The 23385-nt window shown below is 70.8% G+C and carries 20 protein-coding genes; 15 read left to right on the top strand and 5 right to left on the bottom strand.

Going from position 1 to position 23385, the window contains the following annotated elements:
* Positions 1 to 563 precede the first annotated feature (563 nt).
* The 5 genes from EWV39_RS05005 (at position 564) to EWV39_RS04985 (ending at position 5318) form a co-directional block, all read left to right on the top strand.
* The gene (locus EWV39_RS05005) at positions 564 to 1568 is read left to right on the top strand and encodes an LLM class flavin-dependent oxidoreductase (RefSeq protein WP_129657249.1); all 1005 of its coding nucleotides are present in this window, start codon (positions 564 to 566) and stop codon (positions 1566 to 1568) included.
* A gap of 485 nt (positions 1569 to 2053) precedes the next feature.
* Positions 2054 to 3508 carry a carboxylesterase family protein gene (locus EWV39_RS05000; RefSeq protein ID WP_165313148.1) on the top strand — a complete coding sequence of 485 codons (1455 nt, stop codon included), beginning with the start codon at positions 2054 to 2056 and terminating at the stop codon, positions 3506 to 3508.
* A 71-nt stretch (positions 3509 to 3579) separates the two neighbouring features.
* Positions 3580 to 3984: a tautomerase family protein gene (locus EWV39_RS04995; RefSeq protein ID WP_129657245.1), complete on the top strand. Its 405-nt coding sequence runs from the start codon at positions 3580 to 3582 to the stop codon at positions 3982 to 3984.
* 38 nt (positions 3985 to 4022) lie between these two features.
* Complete coding sequence (locus EWV39_RS04990) at positions 4023 to 4442, top strand: ChaB family protein (protein ID WP_129657243.1); 420 nt, start codon at positions 4023 to 4025, stop codon at positions 4440 to 4442.
* Positions 4443 to 4538: 96 nt separating this feature from the next.
* Positions 4539 to 5318, top strand: a complete 780-nt coding sequence (locus EWV39_RS04985) for a glycerophosphodiester phosphodiesterase family protein (protein ID WP_129657241.1) — start codon at positions 4539 to 4541, stop codon at positions 5316 to 5318.
* A gap of 280 nt (positions 5319 to 5598) precedes the next feature.
* Here EWV39_RS04985 and dctA read toward each other — a convergent pair whose 3' ends face one another.
* Positions 5599 to 7170, bottom strand: a complete 1572-nt coding sequence (gene dctA / locus EWV39_RS04980) for a C4-dicarboxylate transporter DctA (RefSeq protein ID WP_129657239.1) — start codon at positions 7168 to 7170, stop codon at positions 5599 to 5601.
* Positions 7171 to 7345: 175 nt separating this feature from the next.
* On the opposite strand from dctA, the gene EWV39_RS04975 reads away from it, so the two are divergent.
* Positions 7346 to 8782: a CoA transferase gene (locus tag EWV39_RS04975; RefSeq protein ID WP_238148036.1), complete on the top strand. Its 1437-nt coding sequence runs from the start codon at positions 7346 to 7348 to the stop codon at positions 8780 to 8782.
* 157 nt (positions 8783 to 8939) lie between these two features.
* On the opposite strand, the gene EWV39_RS04970 is transcribed toward EWV39_RS04975, so the two are convergent.
* The 3 genes from EWV39_RS04970 to EWV39_RS04960 form a co-directional block, all read right to left on the bottom strand.
* Positions 8940 to 9890, bottom strand: coding sequence for an aldo/keto reductase (locus EWV39_RS04970; RefSeq protein ID WP_129657237.1), 951 nt, complete (start codon positions 9888 to 9890; stop codon positions 8940 to 8942).
* A gap of 174 nt (positions 9891 to 10064) precedes the next feature.
* Complete coding sequence (locus EWV39_RS04965; RefSeq protein WP_129657235.1) at positions 10065 to 11552, bottom strand: MFS transporter; 1488 nt, start codon at positions 11550 to 11552, stop codon at positions 10065 to 10067.
* A gap of 340 nt (positions 11553 to 11892) precedes the next feature.
* Entirely contained in the window at positions 11893 to 12687 is a 795-nt protein-coding gene (locus EWV39_RS04960; protein WP_129657233.1) for a trimeric intracellular cation channel family protein, read from the bottom strand.
* A gap of 454 nt (positions 12688 to 13141) precedes the next feature.
* Between EWV39_RS04960 and EWV39_RS04955 the strand changes: the two genes are divergently transcribed.
* Complete coding sequence (locus EWV39_RS04955) at positions 13142 to 14575, top strand: MFS transporter (RefSeq protein ID WP_129657231.1); 1434 nt, start codon at positions 13142 to 13144, stop codon at positions 14573 to 14575.
* Positions 14576 to 14675: 100 nt separating this feature from the next.
* Positions 14676 to 15599, top strand: coding sequence for a zinc-binding dehydrogenase (locus EWV39_RS04950; protein WP_129657229.1), 924 nt, complete (start codon positions 14676 to 14678; stop codon positions 15597 to 15599).
* A gap of 11 nt (positions 15600 to 15610) precedes the next feature.
* Here the strand turns inward: EWV39_RS04950 and EWV39_RS04945 are convergent, their stop codons facing one another.
* Entirely contained in the window at positions 15611 to 16624 is a 1014-nt protein-coding gene (locus EWV39_RS04945) for a LacI family DNA-binding transcriptional regulator (protein WP_238148034.1), read from the bottom strand.
* A 170-nt stretch (positions 16625 to 16794) separates the two neighbouring features.
* Here EWV39_RS04945 and EWV39_RS04940 point away from each other — a divergent pair, with 170 nt between their 5' ends.
* The 7 genes from EWV39_RS04940 to EWV39_RS04910 are packed head-to-tail and all read left to right on the top strand — an operon-like array spanning position 16795 to position 23379.
* Positions 16795 to 17571, top strand: a complete 777-nt coding sequence (locus tag EWV39_RS04940) for a LamB/YcsF family protein (protein ID WP_129657227.1) — start codon at positions 16795 to 16797, stop codon at positions 17569 to 17571.
* A complete protein-coding gene (locus tag EWV39_RS04935; RefSeq protein WP_129657225.1) occupies positions 17568 to 18290 on the top strand; it encodes a 5-oxoprolinase subunit B family protein in 723 nt (240 codons plus the stop codon). Before EWV39_RS04940 ends, EWV39_RS04935 begins: the two co-directional genes overlap by 4 nt.
* Positions 18287 to 19288, top strand: coding sequence for a 5-oxoprolinase subunit C family protein (locus EWV39_RS04930; protein ID WP_129657223.1), 1002 nt, complete (start codon positions 18287 to 18289; stop codon positions 19286 to 19288). Before EWV39_RS04935 ends, EWV39_RS04930 begins: the two co-directional genes overlap by 4 nt.
* A gap of 4 nt (positions 19289 to 19292) precedes the next feature.
* Complete coding sequence (locus tag EWV39_RS04925) at positions 19293 to 20618, top strand: MFS transporter (protein WP_129657221.1); 1326 nt, start codon at positions 19293 to 19295, stop codon at positions 20616 to 20618.
* A 45-nt stretch (positions 20619 to 20663) separates the two neighbouring features.
* On the top strand, positions 20664 to 21416 hold the full coding sequence (locus EWV39_RS04920; RefSeq protein ID WP_129657219.1) for an SDR family oxidoreductase: 753 nt from the start codon (positions 20664 to 20666) through the stop codon (positions 21414 to 21416).
* Positions 21413 to 22159, top strand: a complete 747-nt coding sequence (locus tag EWV39_RS04915) for a 4-carboxy-4-hydroxy-2-oxoadipate aldolase/oxaloacetate decarboxylase (RefSeq protein WP_129657217.1) — start codon at positions 21413 to 21415, stop codon at positions 22157 to 22159. The genes EWV39_RS04920 and EWV39_RS04915 overlap by 4 nt, the downstream gene beginning before the upstream one ends.
* Positions 22156 to 23379, top strand: a complete 1224-nt coding sequence (locus EWV39_RS04910; protein WP_129657215.1) for an aspartate transaminase — start codon at positions 22156 to 22158, stop codon at positions 23377 to 23379. The genes EWV39_RS04915 and EWV39_RS04910 overlap by 4 nt, the downstream gene beginning before the upstream one ends.
* The last annotated feature ends 6 nt before the right edge of the window (positions 23380 to 23385 follow it).

The raw sequence follows: 23385 nt of genomic DNA, 5'->3' as shown, positions 1-23385 counted from the left end.
ATTCACCAATAAAATAAAATTTGGTATGAAGCATTCAGATGAACAAAGCACACTATTGAGTTCTCAAACAACAAACCGTTCGAACCCCGATCCGATCCATCATCGTTCGCCGGTCATCTTCATGACCTGCTGAGATATCTGTGAATCATCCGGAGAACCGGTTGCTACAAAATTTTTGTCTCCGCCTCGCGGCAACTTCTCAAGCCTACCAGACCCGATCCCGGCTTGCAAACCCGGAGGAGAACCTCTGGAGAATGTTTATTGCCGAAAGATCCAGGAAAACCCTGGTCGACCCGCTTCCGAAGCGTTTGCCCCGCGGCGACTCCCAGAACTCTACACACCCCCCACGGGAGCTGCAACTCGGGAACTCATGAAACAGGTCACACCCGTTTCCGGCCCGCGATTCCGGGGAACTACATCATTGTCTTTTGCGGGGATGGGGAGTTCTGTGCAGCAGGCCACAGGCTGCCGGGAGGGTGGCCACGTCGTCGTCCTGCGCGGAATATCTGCTCGCGCAGCGGAGGTTGTACGGAGGAGATCCTCTTCGAAAGGCAGGTACCGCCGTGCTCCCCCTCTCCCTCATCGACTTCGCGACCGTCTACCAGGGCGAGACGCCCCGCGAGAGCTTCATCCGCTCGGTGGCGATGGCCCAGCGGGCCGAGCGGCTCGGCTTCTCCCGCATCTGGTACGCCGAGCACCACAACATGCCCACCATCTCCTCCGCGGCGCCCGCCGTGCTCATCTCGCACATCGCGTCCCAGACGGAGAGCATCCGGCTCGGCTCGGGCGGCGTGATGCTGCCCAACCACTCCCCGCTCACGGTCGCCGAGCAGTTCGGCACCCTCGCGGAGCTCTACCCCGGTCGCATCGACCTGGGCCTGGGGCGCGCGCCGGGGACGGACATGAAGACGCTGCAGGCCCTGCGCCGGGAACCCCAGGACGCGGAGCGTTTCCCGAGCGACGTCGTCGAGCTCCAGGGGTATCTGCGCGGGGCCTCCCGCATCCAGGGGGTCGAGGCGATCCCGGGGAGGAACACCGACGTGCCCCTCTACATCCTGGGCTCCTCCCTCTTCGGGGCGCAGCTGGCGGCGCAGCTCGGCCTGCCCTACTCCTTCGCCTCGCACTTCGCCCCCGCGGCCCTCGAGCAGGCGGTCACCACCTACCGGGAGCACTTCGAGCCCTCGGAGCAGCTCTCGGAGCCCTACGTCATCGCCGCCGTCAACGTCACCGCCGCCGGCACCAAGGAGGAGGCGGAGGAGCAGTCCACCCAGGTGAGGAAGGCCCGGGTGGCCGCGATGATCGGGCGGGGACGCGAGCTGAGCGAGGCGGAGGTCGACATGCTGATGCACTCCCCGGCCGGCCAGCAGGTGCTGGAGATGCTCAGGTACAGCGCGGTCGGCACGGGAGACGAGGTGAGGGACTACCTGGAGCGCTTCGCGGAGAAGGCCAAGGCGGACGAGCTGATGATCTCCCTGCAGTCGCCCTCCACCGAGGAGTCGGCGCGGTCCATGGAGATCCTGGCCGACGCCTGGGGCCTGGAGGCGTCCGGCGAGCGCTCGGTGAGCTGACACACGATTCCCAGCAAGAAACACTTAACACCCGACCCTTAAAGTGCTTTACTGAAGGTGGTTGATCAACCAGCAGCGAATAGACCCAGAGACGGGAGAGAGTATGAAAGCTTGCCCCGCAGATAAGTATGTACAGACTTCGATCTGATACCGCATCTGACCACCGGCTAAGTTGCCCGTAGACGCCCGCAGTGGCGCAGGATAGCGGCGATGCAGAGCATCAGCGAGAAGCCTATATCTACTTGGCGCCGCGGTTCACGGCTCAGCGTTGTTCCCGAGACCCGCCCGCGCCTCAAAAGCTCACAGAATAGCTTTATAATCTTATCTGGCGCTATGCCGGCCCCATATATTCGTCGCGACTACAGGCTTCAAATAAGTCACAGTCACCGCTCAAAGGTAGACAATGCCGAGTCCGACCACGAATGGAGGGTCGGCATCAGTGCGTCCGGAGGACATCGGCGCGGCCGGCCCGTAGGCTCGACAGCATGACCGACAGCCGCGCCCGCCTTCACGAGATCCCCCACGCAGCCCCCTCCCGGAACCGCGCAGCCCGGCAGCAGGCCGGAGCGGACGCCCCCGCCGGGGACGCCGAGCGCGGACGGGCCGCCCCTCGGCACTGGAGCACCGTGCGCACCGGCGCCGGTGAGTTCATCACGACGGGGGACGAGGGCGTGGTGCGGGCCCTCGGCATCCGCTACGCCTCCGCCGAGCGATTCGGCGCACCTTCCCCCTACGCGTACGGGGAGGAGCCCTTCCTCGCCGACACGCCCTCCCCCGCCTGCCCCCAGGTCCACAAGCCGACCGACACGGAGCTCGTGGCGCTGGGCTTCGACGAGCACTGCCAGCGGCTCAGCGTCACCCGCCCGGACACGGAGGAGACCGGCCTGCCCGTCCTCGTCTGGATCCACGGCGGGTCCTACACCGCGGGGGCCGCGGACCTCCCCTACTACGATCCCCGGTGGCTCGTCGAGGAGCAGAACGTCGTCGTGGTCTCGGTGACCTACCGGCTCGGCCTCTTCGGCTATCTGGGCGACGGCGAGGCGCGCGAGGCGAATCCCGGCCTGCTCGACCAGGTCGAGGCCCTCAAGTGGGTCCACCGCAACATCGGGGGCTTCGGCGGGGACCCCGGGCGGATCACCATCGCCGGGCAGTCGGCGGGCGGCCACGCCTGCTGGGACCTGCTGTACGTCGAGGAACTGCGCGGGATGATCTCGCGGGCCATCGTCCAGAGCGCCCCGCTGGGGATCGTCTTCGGACGACATCGTGCGCTGAAGGCCCTGACGCCCTCCGCCGGGGCCACCGAGAGCATGCGGCGGGCCAGCGCCCGGGAGCTCGCCGACGGCCGGATCCGCATCGACCGCCTGGCCTTCCGCCAGGGACTGGCGAAGTTCATGCCCTTCACCACCCGCTACGGCGCCCGTCCGCTCCCCCCGGAGTCCGAGCTGCCCCGGCGGTGGCGGGAGCTGGCCGGCTCGGTCGAGGTCCTCATGGGGACCACCTCGCGGGAGGTCTCACTGTTCACCGGCGTCGTGCCCCCGCTCCAGCGGCTGGCGGCCGATCCGCGAGGTTCCCGCTGGGTGGTCGAGCCGCTGATCCGGGCGCTCACCCGGAAGGTCTACGGCCGTCAGTGCCGGCGGTGGGCGCGGCTCTTCCGGCGCGCCGGGGGCGCTGCGCGCACCTACACCTTCGTGTACGGGCGGCCCGGGCTGCTGCTGTCCTGCTGCCACCTCTCCGAGCTGCCCCTGCTGTTCCCCTCCCCCGCGTGGGGCCGGGGGGTCGAGGAGGCGGGCGCCGGCGTGACCGGCCCCGAGGTCGTGGCCACCTACGACCCGGAGACCGTCGAGGAGGCGGGCCGGGCGCTACGGGCCGCGTGGGGCGCGTTCATCCGCGAAGGGGCCGACGCCGTCGAGCCGATCCCCGGCGTGCTGGATCTCGACTGAGGTGTTCCGATGTGTCCTGACAAAGCATAGACTCTTTTTGTCAGGACAAACTAGACACCAGAGGTGAGACCATGCCCCTCGTCCGCATCGACGTCAACCGGACCCAGGACCCGCGCAGGACGCGAGCCGTCGCCGACGCCGTCCACGAGGCGATCGTGGAGGTCTACGGCATCCCCGCGCGGGACCGCTTCCAGATCATCACGCGCCACGAGCCGGGCGAGATCATCGCCCAGGACGCCGGCCTCGGCTTCGAACGCTCCGACGACGTCGTGATGATCCAGGTCTTCACCCAGGCCGGCCGCGACACCCCGGCCAAGCAGACGCTCTACTCCACGCTCGCGGCGAACCTCGCGGAACAGGGGGTGGCCGGGGAGGACGTCTTCTTGGGATACTTCGAGAACACCGCAGCGGACTGGACCTTCGGCTTCGGCAGGGCCCAGTACGTGACCGGGGAGCTGGACACCCCGCGGGCCTGAACCGCGGGCGGGCTCCCATCCGTCGAGGAGGAGGCATCATGCCCAAGACCGGAAAGAACGGACAGCCCAAGAAGAGCGAGCTGCCGGAGACCCTCAAGAAGTCCGACCGCAAGGCCCAGGACACGTTCGCCCAGACCTACGACTCCGCGATGGAGGAGTACGACGACGAGCAGCGCGCCCACCAGGTGGCCTACGCCGCCCTCAAGCACACCCACGAGAAGGTGGGGGACCACTGGCAGGAGAAGGAGGACTACGGCCCCTCGGACCAGCGGAGCGAGGAGGGCGGCAGGAACTCCTCCAAGCCCACCGCCGGCGGCGTCGACGCCAACGCGTCCAAGGAGCACCTCTACGAGCAGGCGCAGGAGCTGGGGATCGAGGGCCGGTCCGATATGACCAAGGACGAGCTCGTCGACGCCCTGCGGAAGGAGAGCCAGAAGCGGACCGGGAAGAAGGGGTGAGGCCTCCCGAGTCGGCTGCGGCCTCGGCCCCCGCTCCGACGCCGGTGACGGTGAGGCCGGCGCTCCCCTGGGCGTCCCGCTGTGGGCGGTGAGGGGATGATCCAGCTCATCGCCCACCGGGGCCGCTCGTCGGTCGCGCCCGAGAACACCGCGGCGGCCTTCGAGGCGGCGCTCGCCGCCGGCTTCGCGTGGATCGAGACCGACGTCGACCTCCTGGAGGACGGCGTCCCGGTGCTGCTCCACGACGACGCCCTCGAGCGGACCACCGACGGCGCCGGGCGGGTCGAGACCGTCGCGAGCCCCGCTCTGCGAGAGCGCGATGCGGGCTCCTGGTTCTCCGCCGACTTCGCCGGAGAGCGGGTCCCCCTGCTCTCCGATCTCACGGGGCTCATGGCCCGCACGGGGCTCTCGGCGAATCTGGAGCTCAAGCTCTCCCACCCCACCGCGGAGCGGGTGGAGCGCTACCTCGAGGCCGTGGCCGGTGAGGTGGAGGAGCTGGCCGCCGCGCCCCGGGACGACGGGGAGGGGGCCGGCGTCGTGGTCTCCTCCTTCGACCACGGACTGCTCGCCGCCTTCCGGGAGCGATCCGAGCGGACGAGGCTCGCGCCGCTCTTCAGGCCGGGGGAGTTCGCGGCGGGCTGGCGGCGCGCGGTGCAGGACATCGGCGCCAGTCGGGTCCATCCCCACCACGGGGATCTGGGGCCGCGGACGGTGGAGGAGCTGCACGACGCCGGCCTCGACGTCGCCGCCTGGACCGTCAACGATCCGGCGCGCGCCCGTCAGCTCGCGGACTGGGGCGTCGAGGGCGTCTGCACCGACGGGCCGGCGGGGATGACGCCGGCGGACTGGGACCGCGGCGACTCGCCGTCCGAGTGACGAGTCGGCGCGGGATTGACGAATCGTCATGGTCGGGTGACGAGTCGTCACCCCGGAAGGCGACTCGTCGCCCGACGGCCGGCCCGGCGCCTCCCGCATCTCCCTCCGGCACCCAGAGGACCGAGCCCCGGTACCCGGCGCCCAGCGCCCGGCGCCCGGCGCCCGGCGCCCGGCGCCCAGGTGAGCATACGACGACGGGGCGGGCAGCCCACCGGCCGCCCGCCCCGTCCTCCTCACTGCGGCAGCCGTCCGGACGGGCCGGGTGCCGCGGGGGAGGCGCCTACTCCTTGGCGCCCGTGGGAACGGGTCCCTCGCCCTCCGCCGGCTCCCTGCGCACCAGGGGAACGGCCGCGGTGATCGGCTGGTAGAGCGTCGAGGCGTCATCGGGGACGGGACGGGCCATCTGGATCTGCTCGAAGTCCGTGACGTGGGGGCCGCCGCGGAACTTCGGCGAGGGCTCCTCGCCCGCCCGAGTACGGATCCGCTCCTGCCGGCGGTACTCCTCCTCCTTGCCCAGCAGGATCGCGGAGTCCTCGTTGGTGTACTCGCCCGCGAAGGCCCGGACCATCACGTCCCGGTCGAACTGCTTCTCCCACTTGGCCACCACGAAGGTCGCCACGCAGTTGCCCAGCAGGTTCACGACCACCCGCATGGAGTCCATGAGGCGATCCGCGCCCAGCAGCAGCGCGACGCCGGCGACGGGGAAGATCCCCAGCGCCGCGGCCGTGGCCGAGAGGGCGAGGAACGAGGAGCCCGGCACGCCGGCCATGCCCTTCGAGGTCAGCAGCAGCACGCCCAGGGCGGCCAGCTGCTGGCCCAGGCTCAGGTCGTGCCCGAAGGCCTGGGCCAGGAACAGCAGGGCGATCGAGAGGTAGATCGCCGCGCCGTCGAGGTTGAAGGAGTAGCCGGTGGGGATGACCAGGCCGGTGGTGGCCCGCGAGCAGCCCGCGTTGGAGAGCTTGCCCATGATGCGGGGCATCACGGCCTCGGTCGACGCCGTGCCCAGGGCCAGGAGGAACTCCTCGCGGCAGTATTTCAGGAAGCTCCAGAGCGGAACCCGCGCGAAGGACCAGGCCACGATGAACAGCACGCCGATGAAGATGAGCGCCGCGCCGTAGCAGGCGAGGATCAGCAGGGCGTAGGTGTTGAGCGTCCCGATCCCGTACTGGCCGATGATGAACGCCATGGCGCCGAAGGCCCCGAACGGTGCGAGCCGCATGATCCAGGACATGATCTTGAAGATCAGCTCCAGCAGGGTCTCCATGATGTTCATGATCGGCTTGCAGCGCTCCTGCCCGATCACGACGACGGCCGCGCCGAAGAACACGGAGAAGAACAGCACCTGCAGCAGCGTGTTGGAGGCGAAGGCGCCGATCACGCTCTCAGGGATGATCTCCAGGAGGAAGCCGCCGAACCCGTCGGGGGTCTCGCCGCCGGCGGTCTGCTCGTCCAGCGCCTCCTGGGAGAGCGAGTTCGGGTCGATGTTCAGGCCCGCGCCCGGCTGCACCAGGTTGGCCACGATGAGGCCGAAGACCAGCGCGAACATCGTGGCGGCGGTGAAGTAGAGCAGCGCCTTGATGCCGACCCGCCCGACCGCCTTGACGTCGCCCACCGCGGCGATGCCCGTGACGATCACGAGGAAGATCAGGGGGGCGATGATCATCTTGATGAGTCGAATGAATCCGTCGCCCAGAGGACGGAGGTCAGCACCGATGTCAGGCCAGAAGTGGCCGATCAGTACACCCGCCACTATGGCGATCAGGATCTGGAAGAAGAGCGATGTGTACCACCGCTTCTTCTTCGGGGACGACGCCGAACTCGCCTTCAGCGTCGTCGGATCTGACATCTTCATGAGTCTGAGCCTCTCGAAATAAAATGTGAACCAAAGCACACTCAATGTAACCCCGCGTTCATGTTTCCACAAGGAAATAAAAAGATTTCACATGTTGGAAACATGGGGGACGGCGTCTGGCACAATGGGTCGCATGGACGGCTCCATGGCCCACCCCCCTCTTTCACTGGGGGATATGCTCGACCATCGCCTCGCCCCGCGGATCCTGGGCGAGGAGACATGGTGGCGCGGTCCGCTCCCCGTCGAGACTCTCGCGCTGCGCTCCGCCTCCGCCGCCCTCACCGCCGCCCACGGCCTGCTCGGCGAGCGCCGCTTCGCCCTGGAGACGCGGCGGCTCGCGGCCGCCTTCGGCTCGATCGGGCACCTGCGCATCGAGGGGGAGGCGCCCGCGCCCTTCGGCGCGATGTCCGGGTTCTTCCGGTGCCGCGACGGCTGGCTCCGGACGCACGCCAACTACCCGCACCACCGCCTCGCGCTGCAGCGCGCGCTCGGCGTCGAGGACGCGGCCGGCCTGGCGGCGGCCCTCCTGGAGCGGGAGGCGGCGGAGACGGAGGAGCGGGTGTTCGACGCCGGAGGGCTCGCGGTGCGCGTCCGGGGGCGGGAGGAGTGGCTCGGGACCCTCCCTGCTGAAGGACGCGGGGGAGCGGACGGCGCAGGCTCCTCTCGGAGCGGAGGCCCCTCCCGTCCCGCCGGCTTCTCCCGCACCGCCGACCCCTCCCATCCCGCCGGTTCCTCGCGCACCGTCGGACCGGGTCCGGCCACGCCCCGCACGCCCTGGGTCGCCGTCCATCCCGCCGAGGAGGCGGAGGCGGGGCGGCGTCCCGCGACCGCCTCGCCGGAGGGCCTGCGCGTCCTCGACCTGACCCGCGTCATCGCCGGGCCCACCGGCACCAAGTTCCTCGCGGCCCTCGGGGCCGAGGTCCTGCGCATCGACCCGCCGCAGCATCCGGAGCTGCTCGCCCAGCACCTCGACACGGACGACGGCAAGAGGTCCGCGGCCGCCGACCTGCGGGAGGCGGGAACGCTGAACCGGGTGCGCGAGCTGGCGGGGGCGGCCGACGTCGTCGTCACCGGCTACCGTCCCGGGGCGCTCGCCCGCTTCGGTCTCGACGCCGAGACCCTGCTGGCCGAGCGTCCCGGTCTGAGCGTCGTGGAGCTCGACGCATGGGGAGGCTGCCCCGCGCCCTGGGCGGGCCGGCGCGGCTTCGACTCCCTGGTGCAGGCCGCGAGCGGCATCGCCGTGCTCTACGGGAGCCGCCGGGGCGCGAGGGAGGGCCGGGGACGCGGACCGCACAGCGGACGCGGATCCGCCGCGGAGCGCTGGCGCCCCGGCGCGCTGCCCGTCCAGGCCCTGGACCACGCCACCGGCTACTGCGCGGCGGCCGCGGCCCTCGCCCTGCTGAGGACCGGCGGGCGCGCACGGCTCTCGCTGGCCCGCACGGCCGAGGAGCTGTTCTCCCTGCCGGGGCTTCCCCCCGGGCTGCCCCGCCGGCAGGCGCCGGAGCTCGTCGAGATGGACTCGCCGCACGGGAGGCTCACCAAGGTGGCGCCGCTGATCGGGGAGCCGCTCGCGCCGGGCCGCTACGGCGCGAGCCCGTTGGCCTGGGACTGACCCGGCCGGGGCAGAGCCCCTCGGTTCCGGGCCCATCGGCTCCGGGCCCCTCGGCTCCGGAGAAGGTCGGGCCGGAGGCGCCCGGGGACCCGCCGGAACGGGAACGCCCCCGGCCGGTGGTACCGGCCGGGGGCGTCGTCGTCAGCGTGAGGGCGGCTCAGGCGAAGGGCTCGGAGGCCCGGTCCAGGGAGTCCACCTCGTCCTCGGTGAGGCTCAGCGAGGCGCCCTCGAGCAGCGCCGGCAGCTGCTCGGTGGTACGCGCCGAGGCGATGGGCGCCGTCACGCCCTTGGCCAGCAGCCAGGCGAGCGCCACCGAGGGGATGGCGACGTCGCGCGCCTCCGCGATCTCCCGCAGCCGCGAGACCACCGAGAGCCCGTCCTCGGAGAAGTAACCCTTGGCCATCTCGCCGCGCTCCGCTCCCTGCAGGTCCTCCTCGCTCTGGTACTTGCCGGTGAGGAAGCCGGCGGCGAGCGCGAAGTAGGGGAAGACCGCGGCGTCGAACTCGCGGGCGATGGGGGCGTACCCCTGCTCGTAGTCCTTGCGGGTTACCAGGTTGTACTGCGGCTGGATCGCGACGGGCAGGGCCAGCTGCTCCGCGTAGGCGTACTCGAACCAGCGGCGCATCCGCTCGGGGCTGTAGTTGGAGACGCCGATGTGGCGTGCCTTGCCCGAGCGGACGATCTCGTCGTAGGTGTGAGCCTGGTCCTCGACCGGGACGTCCTCGTCGTCGAAGTGCGCGTAGTACAGGTCCACGTAGTCGGTCTGGAGCCGGTTCAGCGAGGCGTCGATGGCCTGGTGCACCGTGTCCCGGGCCTGGCCCGAGTGCTCGGGGTGCTGCCCGGCCTTGGTGGCGATGACGACCTCGTCCCGGTTCCCCCGCGCGCTCAGCCACTGTCCCAGCACGGCCTCCGACTCGCCGCCGGAGTGGCCCTCGGCCCACGCGGAGTACACGTCGGCGGTGTCGATGAAGTTGCCGCCGGCCTCCACGAAGGCGTCGAGGACGGCGAAGGACGCCTCACGGTCCGAGGTCCACCCGAAGGTGTTGCCCCCGAGGTTCAGGGGGAACACGGAGAGGTTGGTCCTGGGGATGGGATTGCGGTGAGTCATGCTCGTACCTCCTGGATGTGTGGAGTCGGTCAGGTCCGTGGTTAACGACAACGGGGCCGGCGGAAGGTGTATTCCGCCGGCCCCGCGGGAACCGCTCCGGAAGGTGCCGCGCCGGAGCCCGGCGCGGCCCCGAGGCCGCCCGGAGCTCCTCGCACAGCCCGGCGGCGCGCCCGGTCAGCCCTTGACGCCCTCGCCCTCGGAGCTGGGGCCCTCGACGATGTCGATCGGCATGGTGGACAGGTCCAGCTTCTCGTTCTCGTGCTGGCCCTCGATCAGCGGGTCGATCTCCTCGTGGCGGTCCACGGCGGGCATGGAGCCGATGAGGTTGCGCCCGGAGCTCTCCTTCATCAGGTAGACGCCGACGCCGCCCACCAGGCAGGCGAACATGATGTAGTAGGCGCCGGCGAGATCGCTGCCCGTGATGCTCTCCAGCACGGTGATCACCCCGCCCGTGGTACCGCCGAACAGGGCGACCGCCACGTTGAACATGATGCCCATGGCCGCGTAGCGGTTGGCGGTGGGGAACAGGGCCGGCAGCGCCGAGGCCTGGATCGAGACCATGAACATCATGATGACGCCCATGATCATCAGGCCCAGCAGCGTCGACCAGACGTGGCCCATCATCATCAGCAGGAAGGCGGGGATGGAGAAGACGATGCCCACCCCGCAGCCGATGAGGATGACCGGGCGACGGCCGATGCGGTCCGAGACCATCCCGAACAGCGGCAGCGCGACGCTGACGACGATCAGCACGGGGATCAGCAGCGCGTTGCCGTGGATCGTGTCGTAGCCGAGGGTCCCGGTGAGGTAGGAGGGCATGAAGCTGGTGACCGCGTATCCGACCACCTGCGAGCACATCACCAGGCAGGCCCCGAGGAGCAGCTGGCGCCAGTACTTCCGGACGACCATCTTCAGGTCGCCCACGATGGTCTGGCTCTCGTCGTCGGCACCCTGGGACTCGGCCTCCATCTGGGCCTCGAAGGCCGCGGACTCCTTGATGCGGGACCGCATGATGATGCCGGCGATGCCGAGCGGGAGGGCGACCCAGAAGCAGATGCGCCAGCCGAAGGCCAGCATCTGGTCCTCCGTCAGGAAGATCTCGATCACGGTGGCCAGCGCGGCGGCCGCAGCGAAGCCGAGGTAGGAGCCCAGGTCCAGGAAGGATCCCCAGTACCCGCGGCGGCGGTCCGAGGAGTACTCGGCGATGAACGTGGCCGCGCCCGCGTACTCGCCTCCCGTGGAGAAGCCCTGCACGAACTTCAGCAGGATCAGCAGGATGGGCGCGATCATGCCCCACGAGCTGTAGCTGGGGATGCAGCCGATGAGGAAGGTGCCCAGCGCCATCATGAGGATGGTGAAGGCGAGCACCTTGCGGCGCCCGACCTTGTCGCCGATCGGGCCGAGGATCAGCCCGCCCAGCGGGCGGACCAGGAAGGTCACTGCGAAGGTCGCGAAGAACGCGAGCTGGTCCCACGGCTTGGGCAGGGGGAAGAAGACCGCCGTGATGGAGGCCGTCAGGTAGGCGTAGACGCCGATGTCGAACCACTCCATGAAGTTCCCGAGGAGGGTCGCGCGGAGGGCCTTCTTCATCTCCTTCTGATCCACGACGTGGATGTCGTCGGCGGACAGGGCAGGTTGCTGTTCGTGGTGTGAACCGTTCATCAGTGAGCTTTCTTTTAGGTGAACGTCGGATACTTTACTCACCTATGCGCCGGGCGCGAGCCCTCCGGGCGCGGCGAACCGGCGCGCGACGGACGGGCCGGAGGGCCCTCCGCCGGCCTGCGCCAGGGCGTGGGGCGTTCCGCCGCATCCCCCAGCAGCAGGGGCATCCGGCGGGTACCGGGCGACTATGGGAAGGTCCCTACCACGGCCGCCCTGCCGTGCATGACCATCCGGCGCTGGCTCATGGAAGCATTGTAACCGAAGTCACATAGCTTTGTGATGCATCACGCCGGATTCGATGGCCGGAGGGCAGGACGGTCGGCTCAGGAGCGGCGGGCGCTCACTGCCCGTGCTTCCGGCCCCGCCCTCTGCGGTATCTTTTGAGCTGATCCTCCGTGACCACCTCGAGGTCCCTGGTCAGCGGCTCGCCCGGCGTCCAGCCCTGCTGGCGCTGGGCCTGGCGGGAGCGTCGGCGCGGGGAGAGCCTCAGGCGCGGGCGCGGGACCACCAGGTTGACCGGGGCCGGCAGCTGCCAGTTGCGCCAGCGGGAGAGCACGCCGAGGACGCCGCAGGTCAGGATGGAGACCCCCATCCCCAGCGTGGGACGGTCCAGCACCTCCGAGAAGAACGCCATCTCGGCGGCGCCGAGGAGGGCGATCGTGGCGTAGAGGGGGTTGCCGCCGAAGATGGCGGGGATCCGGTTGACCAGGACGTCGCGCACGGCTCCCCCGCCCACGACGGTGGTGACGCCCAGGGCGATGGCCGGCAGCCAGTGCAGGCCCAGCGCGAGGCTCTTGACGGTCCCCGTGGCGGCCCAGCACCCCACACCGATGAAGTCGACCACGATCAGCGCCCGGTCGGCCCACTTGGAGCCGAGGTCGAGGGTGTAGGCCAGCGTGGCGGCGACCAGCGCCCCGACCCAATACCCGCTGTCGGTCACCGCCACGGGGAAGCCGGAGTCGAGCAGGACGTCGCGGATCAGCCCCCCGCCCATGCCGGAGACGATCGCGAGCATGACGAAGCCGACGACGTCGAACCTGAAGGCCCGCGCCACCGCCCCGCCGAGCAATCCGCTGGAGACCACCGCCGCGATGTCGACGACGCGGAACCAGGTGTCCGGATCCCATTGACTCACGCGAACTCCTCGGGGGTCGGGCGCGGTGGCGCACAGCGGACGACGGGCGGCTCCGCGCCGCTGCGGGACCGCGGACCGCGGCGCCGCCGGAGCCTCCGCCGGCTCGGGAGCTCCCGGCGCCGGGGCGGGGCCGGTCCCCGTGAGCATAGCGCAGGCGGCCCGCCGGGCAGAGCCCGCTTCCAGCCGACGGACACGGGCGTCACGGAAGGGCCCGGACCCGACGGCGAGGGGCAGATTCCCGCGTAACGGCGACGCGCGCCGAGGCAAGCGCCGGCCGCCATGTCGCCCGTGAGATCGCCGACATTTCCGCCGCCGAATGACACATAGCCAGGCAATGCGATGTAACGTCGTCTCCTGATCGAAAGTAAGCAGGGTGATTGAGTGCCTCGGATTCCTCGGGACCTCCGCTCACCCGGTGCATCGAACCCGCACTCGTCCAAGAGGAAGGCACAACGTGTTCGGTCCTGACAACGTCCGCCGGCGCTGGAGCGTCGACGAGGTCACCGTCACCCCGCCCGGGGTCATCAAGCGCGCCGTCGGCGCGGCCGCCATCGGCAACATCACCGAGTGGTACGACTTCGGCGTCTACGGCTACCTGCAGACCACCATCGAGGGGGTCTTCCTGCCGGAGTCGGCGGGGGTCGTCGGGGGGATCATCGTCGCCGGCCTGTTCGCGGTGGCGTTCCTCGTCCGTCCCTTCGGCGGCATGTTCTTCGGCCCGCTGGCCGACCGGATCGGCCGCAACAAGGTCCTGGCCATCACCATGGTCATGATGGCGCTGGGCACCTTCGCGATCGGCGTCCTGCCCGACTACGCCACCATCGGCCTGTGGGCGCCCTTCCTGCTGCTGGGCTGCCGGCTCCTGCAGGGCTTCTCCACGGGCGGCGAGTACGGCAACGCCATGACCTTCATCGCCGAGTACGCGCCCGACCGGCGCCGCGGCTTCCTCGGCTCCCTGCTGGAGGTCGGCACGCTCACCGGCTACCTGCTCGGCGCCGTCTTCGCCACGGTGATGGGCCTCCTCCTGAGCCCCGAGCAGATGCTCTCCTGGGGCTGGCGCATCCCGTTCTTCGTCGCCCTCCCCCTGGGCCTGGTCGGGGTGTACCTGCGCTCCAAGCTGGCCGACACCCCCGCCTACATGCAGCTGGAGGCGGAGTCGGAGCAGCGCGAGAAGGACGAGAAGGAGCCCGGCCAGTTCCGCAGGATCCTCACGCTCTGGCCGAGCCTGCTGACCTGCATCGGATTGGTCCTGGCCTGGAACGTCGCCAACTACATGCTCACCGCCTACATGCCCACCTACTTCCCGGCCATCGCCAGGATCCAGGGCAGCGGCGGGGTCTCCGAGCTGACCTCCCAGGTCCTGCAGATCGTCGTGATGGCGGTCCTCGTGGTGCTCATCCCCGTCATCGGCTGGATCTCCGACCGCGTCGGGCGCAAGTCCGTGGTCCGCACGGGCTCGCTGGCCCTGATCGTCCTCTCGATCCCCTCGATCCTGCTGATCCGCGGCCACGGCGACCTCACGGTCCTGCTGGGCCTGCTCATCATGGGCGTGACCCTGATCTGCTTCAGCGCGACCATGCCCTCGACGCTGCCCTCGCTGTTCCCGACGGCGATCCGCGCCGGGGCGCTGTCCATCGCGTTCAACGTCTCCATCTCGCTGTTCGGCGGCACCACCTCCACGGTCATGAGCGCGCTGGTGAACTCCACCGACAACCTCATGTGGCCCGCCTACTACCTGATGGGCTCGGGCGTGGTCGGCCTGATCGCCATCCACTTCGTCCGGGAGAGCAACGGCCGGCCGCTGTGGGGCTCCTCCCCCGCCGCGGGCTCCCGCGAGGAGGCCGAGGAGATGGTCGAGGACCTGAACAGGGAGCACGTCTCGGTGTAGCTCGCCGCCCCGGACGCCCGGCCCGGAACGCACCTACGAGGGCGCGCGTCACCCGCCGCGAAGGCTGGGACGCGCGCCCTCCGCGGTGTTAGATGGTCCCATGATGCGAATCCTGGGTTTCGAAGAGTACGGCGGCCCCGAGGTCGCCCGTCCGATGCTGGTGGAGGAGCCCGTCCCCGGCCGGGGTCAGCTGCTGGTGCGGATGACGGCGGCCGGGGTCAACCCGGCCGACGTCAAGGTCCGCTCGGGTCAGCGCCAGGGCGGCTTCCCGGTCCGCTTCCCCATGGCGATGGGGCGGGAGGCGGCCGGCGTGGTGGTCGGCGTCGGGCCCGGGGCGGAGCGCTTCACGCCGGGGCAGCCCGTCTTCGGCGCGGCGGCCGCCGGCACGGGCACGCTGGCGGAGACCGTGCTGCTCGACGCCGGCGCGGCCGCCCCGCTTCCCGAGGGCGTCACGGCGGCCCAGGCGGCCAGCATCCCCGTCTCCGTGGGTACCGCCTACGACGCGCTGGACGAGCTGGCCCTCCCCGAGGGCGCGGTCCTGCTGGTCCTGGGCGCGGGCGGCGGGGTGGGCACGGCGGCGTGCGGCCTCGGCGTCGCGCGCGGGCTGCGGGTCCTGGGGACGGCCTCCCCCGCCAAGCGGGAGGTCGTCGAGGGGCTCGGGGCCGAGCACCTGGTCTCCGGCGAGGGCTGGGAGGAGCGGGTGCGCGCGGCGGCGCCGGAGGGCGTGGACGCGGTGATCGACCTCGTCGGCGGGCAGACGCTGCGCGGGGCGGCGGGGCTGCTGCGCTCCCCGCACGCGATGCGCAGCCCGGCCGACCCCGCGCTGGCGGAGAGCCTGGGCGGGGGCGGGGTCTCCCGGCGTCGCACCGGGGAGGTCTTCGCGGAGATCGCCGGGCTGGTCGCCCGGGGCCGGTTCGCCCCGGTCATCGGCGCGACCCATCCGTTCGACGACGCCGCGGCGGCGGTGGCCGCCGTCGAGTCGGGCCACGCGGTGGGCAACATGGTGGTGCTCGGGGAGGCCTGAGCCCCGCCCCCTCACCCCCGCGGAGCCGGCCCCGTGGACTCCCGGACGGAGAGGTGCGTCGCCTGGCGGTCGATGCGATGCGTGCGGTCCCGCTGCGAGAACTGACTGATCAGCAGGTCGGCCGCTGCTCGCCCCGCCCGCTCGCCGAGGGCCGTCACGGTGGTCAGCGGCGGGTCGGAGAACGACGCCGCGAAGATGTCGTCGCATCCCACCACGCTCATCTCCTCCGGGACTCGGATGCCCCGCTGCTTGAAGCGGTCCAGGGCTCCGATGGCCAGGGTGTCGTTGAAGAAGATGCAGGCGGTGGCGCCGCTGAGGGCCACGGCGTCGGCCGCCGCCGCCCCCGAGGCCACCGAGGGCAGGAAGTTCCCCACCGGGCTCAGCTCCACCTCGTGGTGCGCGGCCCGGGCGCTCAGCGCCTCCAGCCTCGCCTGGTCGCTCCAGGAGCTCTCCGGCCCGCGGACGTAGGCGATGTGCCGGTGCCCCAGGGAGACCAGGTACTCGAGCGCCTGCGAGCATCCGGCCGGCGTGTCGATGAGCACGCCGGAGAGCCACGGGACCTCCCGGTTCAGGGTCACGATGGGCACGTTGTCGGCGATGCCGCTCAGCACGCTGTCCTCGGCCCGGGGCGAGGCCAGGACGATGCCGTCCACGGTCTGCGAGAGCTCCACCAACCACGTCGTCTCCACGTGGACTGACTCCTCCGTGGAGACCATCAGGAAGAGGAACTCGGCCGCCTGCGCCTGGGCCTGGCACCCACGGATCAGGTCCAGGTTGAACGGGTTGGAGAGGTTGGGCAGGACCAGCGCGATCGTCCCCGAGGAAAGCCGGTCGCGGCCCTCCGGGAGCATCGCGGACTCGTATCCCATCTCCCGCGCCTTGCGCGCGATCCGCTCGTACATCGCCGGGCTGACCCGGTTGGGATTCGCGAGCGCGCGGGAGACCGTCGAGGGCGCCACCCCGCAGGCCCTGGCGATCTCGCTGAGCGTCACCCGGCGCCTCACGCGCCGCTCCGGTATGACCACGGTGCCTCCTAGCCGGCAAAACTGTTGCCATCTTTTGCCATCCTATCCGCGTTATAGCAGGGATGTGGCACTGTTTTGGCACAGCTCTCGATATTCTATGCAAAGATGCGCTTCCCCTTTGTTAGCGTCATCACAGGCAACCACGCGGACGTGAGAGAAGGAGCCCGACCATGACGCAGCATGTCGACCTGGTGGCAGACCTCGGAGAGAGCTTCGGCCCCTGGACCATGGGAGACGACGACGCCCTCCTCGAGGTCCTGACCTCGGCGAACGTGGCGTGCGGCTTCCACGGGGGCGATCCGCGCGTGATGGACCGCACGGTCGCCGAGTGCGCGCGGCGCGGCGTCTCGGTGGGAGCCCACCCCAGCTTCCCGGACCTGGTGGGCTTCGGCCGCCGGGCCATGGACCTCACCCCGCACGAGGTGCGCACCGACGTCGTCTACCAGCTCGGCGCCCTGGCGGCCTTCGCGGCCTACCACGGCGTCCGGGTCGCCCACCTCGCCCCGCACGGCCGGCTCGGCAACCTCGTCGCCGTCCGCCGCGACTACGCCGAGGCGGTGGTCGACGCCGTGCTCCACGTCGACCCCGAGATCATCGTCCTCGCCCAGGACGGCGAGCTCGCCGACGCCGCCCGCGCAGCCGGCCTCCCGGTGGCCATCGTGGGCATCGCCGACCGCGCCTACCAGGACGACGGGACCCTGGTCCCCCGCTCCGAGGAGGGCGCCGTGATCCACGACGTCGACGAGATCGCCCGGCGCACCGTCCGCATGGTCCGGGACGGCGTCATCGACAGCCACAACGGCCGGGAGATCCCGGTCGCGGCGGACACGGTGCTGCTGCACGGGGACAGCCCCGAAGCGGTCGCCACGTCGAGGCGGATCCGCGAGGAGCTGACCCGCGCCGGCGTCGTCATCGCCCCGCTCGATGCGCAGCGGCTGCGCCGATGAGCCCGACGCTCCCCGCCGAGATCAGCACGGCCGGCGAGTCCGCCGTGCGGGTGACCGGCCGGACCGGGGACCGCGAGCGCGACTGGCGCCTGGTCCACCAGCTGGCCCGTCGCTTCACCCGTGCCGAGGTCCCCGGCTTCACCGTCGCCATCCCCACCTACGAGTCGGTCCTGCTGGAGTTCGACGCCGCCCTCACCGGCCACGAGGAGATCATCGCGTTGATCGCCGAGACGGTCCCCGCCCTCGACCTCGACGCGCCCCTGCACGAGGACCCCCGGCACTTCCGCGTCCCGGTCCTGTACGGCGGGGAGGGCGGCCCGGACCTCGAGCGCGTCGCCGAGATCACCGGCCTGTCCGCCGAGGAGGTGATCGCCGCGCACTGCGCGCCCACGTACACCGTGCGCTGCCTCGGCGCCCCCGGCGGCTCGCCGATGCTCGACGGCCCGGCCCTGCCCGTCGCGATCCCCCGCCTGGCGAGCCCCCGGACCCACGTCCCGCAGGGGGCGGTCTCGCTGGCCGGCCGGCAGGCCACGATCACGCCGGCGGCGGCCCCCGGCGGATGGTGCGTGATCGGGCGGACCCCGCTGACCGTGCTCGACCTCGACGCCGAGCCGCTGGTCCCCTACCGGCCCGGCGACACCCTGCGGTTCGAGCCTGCGAGCGCCCGCGAGGTCGAGCGCCTCGCCGGCGGCCGCCTGACCCCGGAGGAGGCGCGATGACCGGCCGGCTCACGATCCACGAGGCCTCCCTGGCCATGGTCACCGACCTCGGGCGCACCCGCGGCCCGCAGTTCGGCCTGCCGCTGAACGGCGCCCTGGACCAGTACTCGGCGCGCGCGGCCAACATCCTGGTCGGCAACGCGGAGGGCGACCCCCTGATCGAGCTCACGCTCTTCGACCTCGCCTTCACCCCGGACCGGGACGTCCTGATCGCCGCGACCGGCGCCGAGATGACCCTCGAGGTCGACGGCGCGCCCCTCCCGCAATGGGAGCCCGTGCCCGTGCGCGCCGGCCAGCGGGTCGAGCTGCGCGGCATGTCCGCCGGGATGCGGTGCTACGTGGCGGTCCACGGCTCGGTGGAGGTCCCGCACCTGCTCGGCAGCTGCGCGCCGGACACGGTGGTCGGCTTCGGCCACGCGCTGTCCGCGGACGAGCACCTCGAACTGGCCGGGACGACGCCGTCCCCCATGAGCCCCTACCTGGGGATCTCGCTGTTCAACCTCGGCATCTGCCCGCCCTGCCTGGACGGCACGGCGGTGGTCGACGTCGTGGACGGACCGGAGATCGAGGAGTTCGGGGGCACCGCCCACCGGCTCTTCAGGAGGCCCTTCGAGGTCTCCCCCCGCAGCAACCACATCGGGCTGCGGCTCGGCGGCCCGGAGGTCCCCGTGCGCACCAGCACGGAGGAGAAGATCTCGCGCGGCGTCCCGGTGGGCGCCGTCGAGGTCCCGCCGGGGGACGAGCTGCTGATCCTGCACCGGGGGCGCGGCGTGACGGCCGGCTACCCGGTGCTGGGCGTCGTGACGTCGACGTCGCTCGACACCCTCGGCCAGGTCAGGCCCGGCCAATCAGTGGTGTTCCGCCACGTCGACGCCACGCAGGCGCGCAGTGACGTGCGCGCCTGGCGAAAGGCTCTCGACGCCCTTCGCAATCGCGTGACGACCGCCTTCTCGAGTCTTGGCTTCGACGACGGCGTCACGCCCAATCAGAGAGGTTAGCATCATGAGTTCTCCCGTCTCCGCGCAGACGACGAAACCGCCGAGCAGGAACAAGGTCCTCGCGGCCGGCTGCGTCGGCATCTTCGTCGAGCTGTACGACAACGGCATCTTCGCGTTCATGGCGACGGCGCTCGCCATCGTCTTCTTCCCCGGCGACGGCGCCACCGGCGCCCTGACCTTCGTGTTCGCCGGCTACGCCGTCTCCTTCTTCGTCCGCCCGCTGGGCGCCGTCTTCTTCGGCGTCCTGGGCGACCGGATCGGGCGCCAGCGCATGCTCGTCGCGGTGATCATGCTGATCAGCGTCGCCACGGCCTGCCTCGGCTTCCTGCCCCCGTACTCGGCGATCGGCATCGCCGCGCCCATCCTGGTGATCCTGCTCCGCGTGGCCCAGGGCTTCTCGGTGGGCGGCGAGGCCGCCGGCGCCATGACCTTCCTCGCCGAGCACGCCCCCGAGGGCAAGCGCGGCCTGCACACCAGCTACGCGCAGGTCGCCTCCTTCGCTGCGCTGCTCACCGGCACCCTGGTGGCCTTCGCGATGTCCCCGTGGCTCTCCCTGGAGGCCATCGAGAGCGGCGGCTTCGGCGCCTGGGCCTGGCGCATCCCCTTCCTCGTGGCGGTGCCGCTCGGCCTGATCGGCTGGTACATCCGCCGCTCGCTGGAGGACACCCCCAACTTCCAGCGCCTGCAGAAGACGGGCGGGCTCTCCCGCAACCCGCTCAAGGAGGCCTTCAAGACCCCGGAGCACCGCCGGGCCATGCTCTACGCGCTGTTCATCCCCCTGATGAACGGCTCGGGCTACTACGTGCTCTTCAGCTTCATGCCCTCCTTCCTCCAGGGGGAGAAGGTCGGATTCGACATCGGGACCTCGCTGCTGGTCACCGGGAGCAGCCTGGTGGCGATCTGCATCGCGATCCCGTTCATGGGCGCGCTGTCGGACAAGATCGGGCGCAAGAAGGTGATCGCGGGAGCGGCGGTGGCCATGGCCGTCGTCGCCATCCCGAGCTACGCGATGATCGCCACCGGCATCCTGCCCCTGGCCGTCCTCGGCGCCTGCCTGATGGCCGTGGTCTTCGCCGGGCACACCGCGGTGCTGCACATCCTCATCGTGGAGCTGTTCCCCACCCGCATCCGCTACAGCGCCTACGGCCTGGGGTACAACATCTCCGCCGCCCTGTTCGGCGGGACCGCCCCGCTGCTGATGACCTGGCTCATCGGCCTGACCGGGAACATCTACGTCCCCGCCTTCTACGCGGTGATCACCGCGCTCGGCACGCTGCTGGCGGTGCTGAGCCTGAAGGACCGCGCCCACGTGCCGCTGCGCGACGACTAGCGTCCGCGCAGCACCGAAACGCCACTATCGAAAGGGATGGATCACATGCCATACAGCGACTACCGAACGGCCCTGGTGACCGGGGCCTCCACCGGGATGGGCGCCGCCACGGTCGAGAAGTTCACGGCCCAGGGGCTCACGGTGCACGCCGTGGCCAGGAACCGCTCCCGGCTGGAGGAGCTGGCCGAGCGCACCGGGGCGATCCCCCACGCGCTGGACCTCGCGGACACCGGCGCCCTGGAGGAGCTCGGCGGCCTCGAGGTGGACGTGCTGGTCAACAACGCCGGCGTCAGCCGCCAGGGCAACGTCCTGAGCTCCACCCGCGAGGACCTGGACGACATGGTGGACATCAACGTCCGCGCCGTCCTCCAGCTCGTGCGCATCTTCCTGCCGGGGATGGTGGAGCGGGACCTCGGGCACGTCGTCAACGTCTCCAGCATCGCCGGACTCTACAACTTCTTCGGCCACACCGCGTACCACGCCACCAAGGCGGCGGTGCACCAGATCTCCCGGCAGATCCGCAACGACACGGTGGGCAAGCGCATCCGCGTCACGGAGATCGCCCCCGGCCGGGTGGAGACCGAGATCTTCGGCCGGAACCTCGGGGGCACCCCCGAGGCCATGAAGGAGGCCTGGGAGACCTTCTACGAGGGCTACGAGTCCCTCACCACGGAGGACATCGTCAACGCGATCGACTTCGCCGTGTCCGCTCCCCGCCACGCCAACCTGGGGCTCATCGAGATCATGCCCACCTTCCAGGTCCCCGGCGGGCTCACGTTCGACAGGAGAGAAGCATGAGCGCCAACACGACGACGCAGCTCAGCAGCCCGCCCCACGTCACCACCAAGATCGAGCGCGCCGACCAGCGCGAGCTCGAGGCCCTCGGCGCCTTCGGCAGCGCCACGATCCACGAGGCGCAGGGACGGCGCGGCGCCGTCGACTCCCGCATCAAGCCCGTGGACCACGACATGCGCTTCTCCGGCTCGGCGTTCACCGTGGTGTGCGCCCCGCGGGACAACCTGATGCTGCAGGTCGCCATCCACTACGCGCAGCCCGGTGACGTCCTGATCGTCTCCGCGGCGGGCATGGGCCAGGCGGGCACCTTCGGCGACGTCCTCGGCAACGCGGCCAAGGCCAAGGGCATCGCCGCGGTGGTCACCGACAGCGGCGTGCGGGACACCCAGGCGCTGCGGGAGCTGGGGCTGCCGGTCTTCTCCGGGAGCATCTCCATCACGGGGACGGTCAAGGAGACCCTCGGGCCCATCAACCAGCCGGTGACCTTCGGCGGGCAGGTGATCAACCCCGGCGACGCCGTGGTGGGCGACGCGGACGGCGTCGTCGTGGTCCGCCGGGAGGAGGTCGGGACCGTCACCCGGCTCTCCCAGGAGCGGGAGGACAACGAGAACGTCCTGATCGACCAGTACAAGGCCGGGCGGACCACGATCGACCTGTGCAACCTGCACGACGTGCTGCGCGCCAAGGGCATCACCACCGACCTCGACGACGTGGACCCCGACCACGGTCTGGGGGCGCGCTCATGACCTCCGCCGGAACGAGCGCCTTCACGCCCTCCTCCCGGGTGCGGCGCATCAAGGTCTCCCCCAGCACCGCCGCGGCGGCCCGCGTCCGGGAGCTGAAGGCCCAGGGCCGGCCCATCCTGGACCTCACCGTGGGGGAGCCCGACTTCGACACCCCGCGGCACATCAAGGACGCCGCGATCGCGGCGATCGAGGCCGGGGAGACCAAGTACACCTCGGTCAACGGCACCCCGGAGCTGCGGGCGGCGATCCGCGAGCGGATGCTGCGCGCCTCCGGCGTCGAGTACCCCGACGCCGCGATCACCGTGGGCGGCGGCGGCAAGCAGATCATCTTCCTCGCCTTCACCGCCTCGCTGGACGAGGGCGACGAGGTGATCATCCCGGCCCCGTACTGGGTCTCCTACCCGGACATGGTGCGGGCCAACGACGGGACGCCGGTGATCGTGGAGACGGACCCGGCCGCCGGGTACCGGCTCACCCCCGAGCTGCTGCGGGAGGCCATCACGGAGCGGACGAAGTGGCTGGTGCTCAACACCCCCGGCAACCCCACCGGCGTCGCGTACTCCCGGAAGGAGCTGGAGGGGCTGGCCGAGGTGCTCCGGGAAGCACCGCACGTGCGGGTGCTGACCGATGAGATCTACGACGAGATCTACTTCGGCGAGGGCCGGATGGTCGGGCTCGCCGAGGCGGCGCCGGAGATCCGGGACCGGGTCTTCACCGTCAACGGCGTCTCCAAGAGCTACGCGATGACGGGCTGGCGGCTGGGCTACGGCGTCGGGGACCCGGAGCTGATCCGGGCCGTCAACCTGCTGCAGTCGCAGACCTCCTCCTGCCCCTCCTCCATCAGCCAGGCGGCGGCCGCCGCGGCGCTGACGGGGGATCAGGAGTGCGTGAGCCGCTGCGTGGAGGTCTACCGGCAGCGGCGGGACCGGGCGCTGGAGATGATCGCCGGGATCGAGGGCCTGGAGGCGGTGGTCCCGGACGGCGCCTTCTACCTGTTCGTGGGCTGCTCGGGGCTCATCGGGCGACGCACGCCGGAGGGCGGGACGCTGGAGAACGACCAGGACGTCACGCTGTACCTGCTGGAGAGCGCGAACGTGGCGGTCATCCAGGGCTCGGCGTACGGCACGGAGCCGTTCTTCCGGATGTCCTACGCGACCGGGCTGGAGACCATCGAGGCGGCCCTGGAGGCCGTGGGCGAGGCGGTCGGGCGGCTGGACTGACCGGCG

The organism is Rothia halotolerans, from assembly GCF_004136635.1.
GTDB classification, from domain to species: Bacteria; Actinomycetota; Actinomycetes; order Actinomycetales; family Micrococcaceae; genus Rothia; species Rothia halotolerans.
This window is presented reverse-complemented; position numbering and strand designations above follow the sequence as displayed.

Coding starts and splice junctions, on each gene's coding strand:
- dctA (WP_129657239.1), bottom strand. CDS start 7,170: ATGAAGATGTCAGATCCGACGACGCTGAAGGCGAGTTCGGCGTCGTCC.
- EWV39_RS04965 (WP_129657235.1), bottom strand. CDS start 11,552: ATGAACGGTTCACACCACGAACAGCAACCTGCCCTGTCCGCCGACGAC.
- EWV39_RS04950 (WP_129657229.1), top strand. CDS start 14,676: ATGATGCGAATCCTGGGTTTCGAAGAGTACGGCGGCCCCGAGGTCGCC.
- EWV39_RS04930 (WP_129657223.1), top strand. CDS start 18,287: ATGACCGGCCGGCTCACGATCCACGAGGCCTCCCTGGCCATGGTCACC.
- EWV39_RS04940 (WP_129657227.1), top strand. CDS start 16,795: ATGACGCAGCATGTCGACCTGGTGGCAGACCTCGGAGAGAGCTTCGGC.
- EWV39_RS04970 (WP_129657237.1), bottom strand. CDS start 9,890: ATGACTCACCGCAATCCCATCCCCAGGACCAACCTCTCCGTGTTCCCC.
- EWV39_RS04920 (WP_129657219.1), top strand. CDS start 20,664: ATGCCATACAGCGACTACCGAACGGCCCTGGTGACCGGGGCCTCCACC.
- EWV39_RS04925 (WP_129657221.1), top strand. CDS start 19,293: ATGAGTTCTCCCGTCTCCGCGCAGACGACGAAACCGCCGAGCAGGAAC.
- EWV39_RS04975 (WP_238148036.1), top strand. CDS start 7,346: ATGCTCGACCATCGCCTCGCCCCGCGGATCCTGGGCGAGGAGACATGG.
- EWV39_RS04985 (WP_129657241.1), top strand. CDS start 4,539: ATGATCCAGCTCATCGCCCACCGGGGCCGCTCGTCGGTCGCGCCCGAG.
- EWV39_RS04910 (WP_129657215.1), top strand. CDS start 22,156: ATGACCTCCGCCGGAACGAGCGCCTTCACGCCCTCCTCCCGGGTGCGG.
- EWV39_RS04915 (WP_129657217.1), top strand. CDS start 21,413: ATGAGCGCCAACACGACGACGCAGCTCAGCAGCCCGCCCCACGTCACC.
- EWV39_RS04935 (WP_129657225.1), top strand. CDS start 17,568: ATGAGCCCGACGCTCCCCGCCGAGATCAGCACGGCCGGCGAGTCCGCC.
- EWV39_RS04990 (WP_129657243.1), top strand. CDS start 4,023: ATGCCCAAGACCGGAAAGAACGGACAGCCCAAGAAGAGCGAGCTGCCG.
- EWV39_RS05000 (WP_165313148.1), top strand. CDS start 2,054: ATGACCGACAGCCGCGCCCGCCTTCACGAGATCCCCCACGCAGCCCCC.
- EWV39_RS04995 (WP_129657245.1), top strand. CDS start 3,580: ATGCCCCTCGTCCGCATCGACGTCAACCGGACCCAGGACCCGCGCAGG.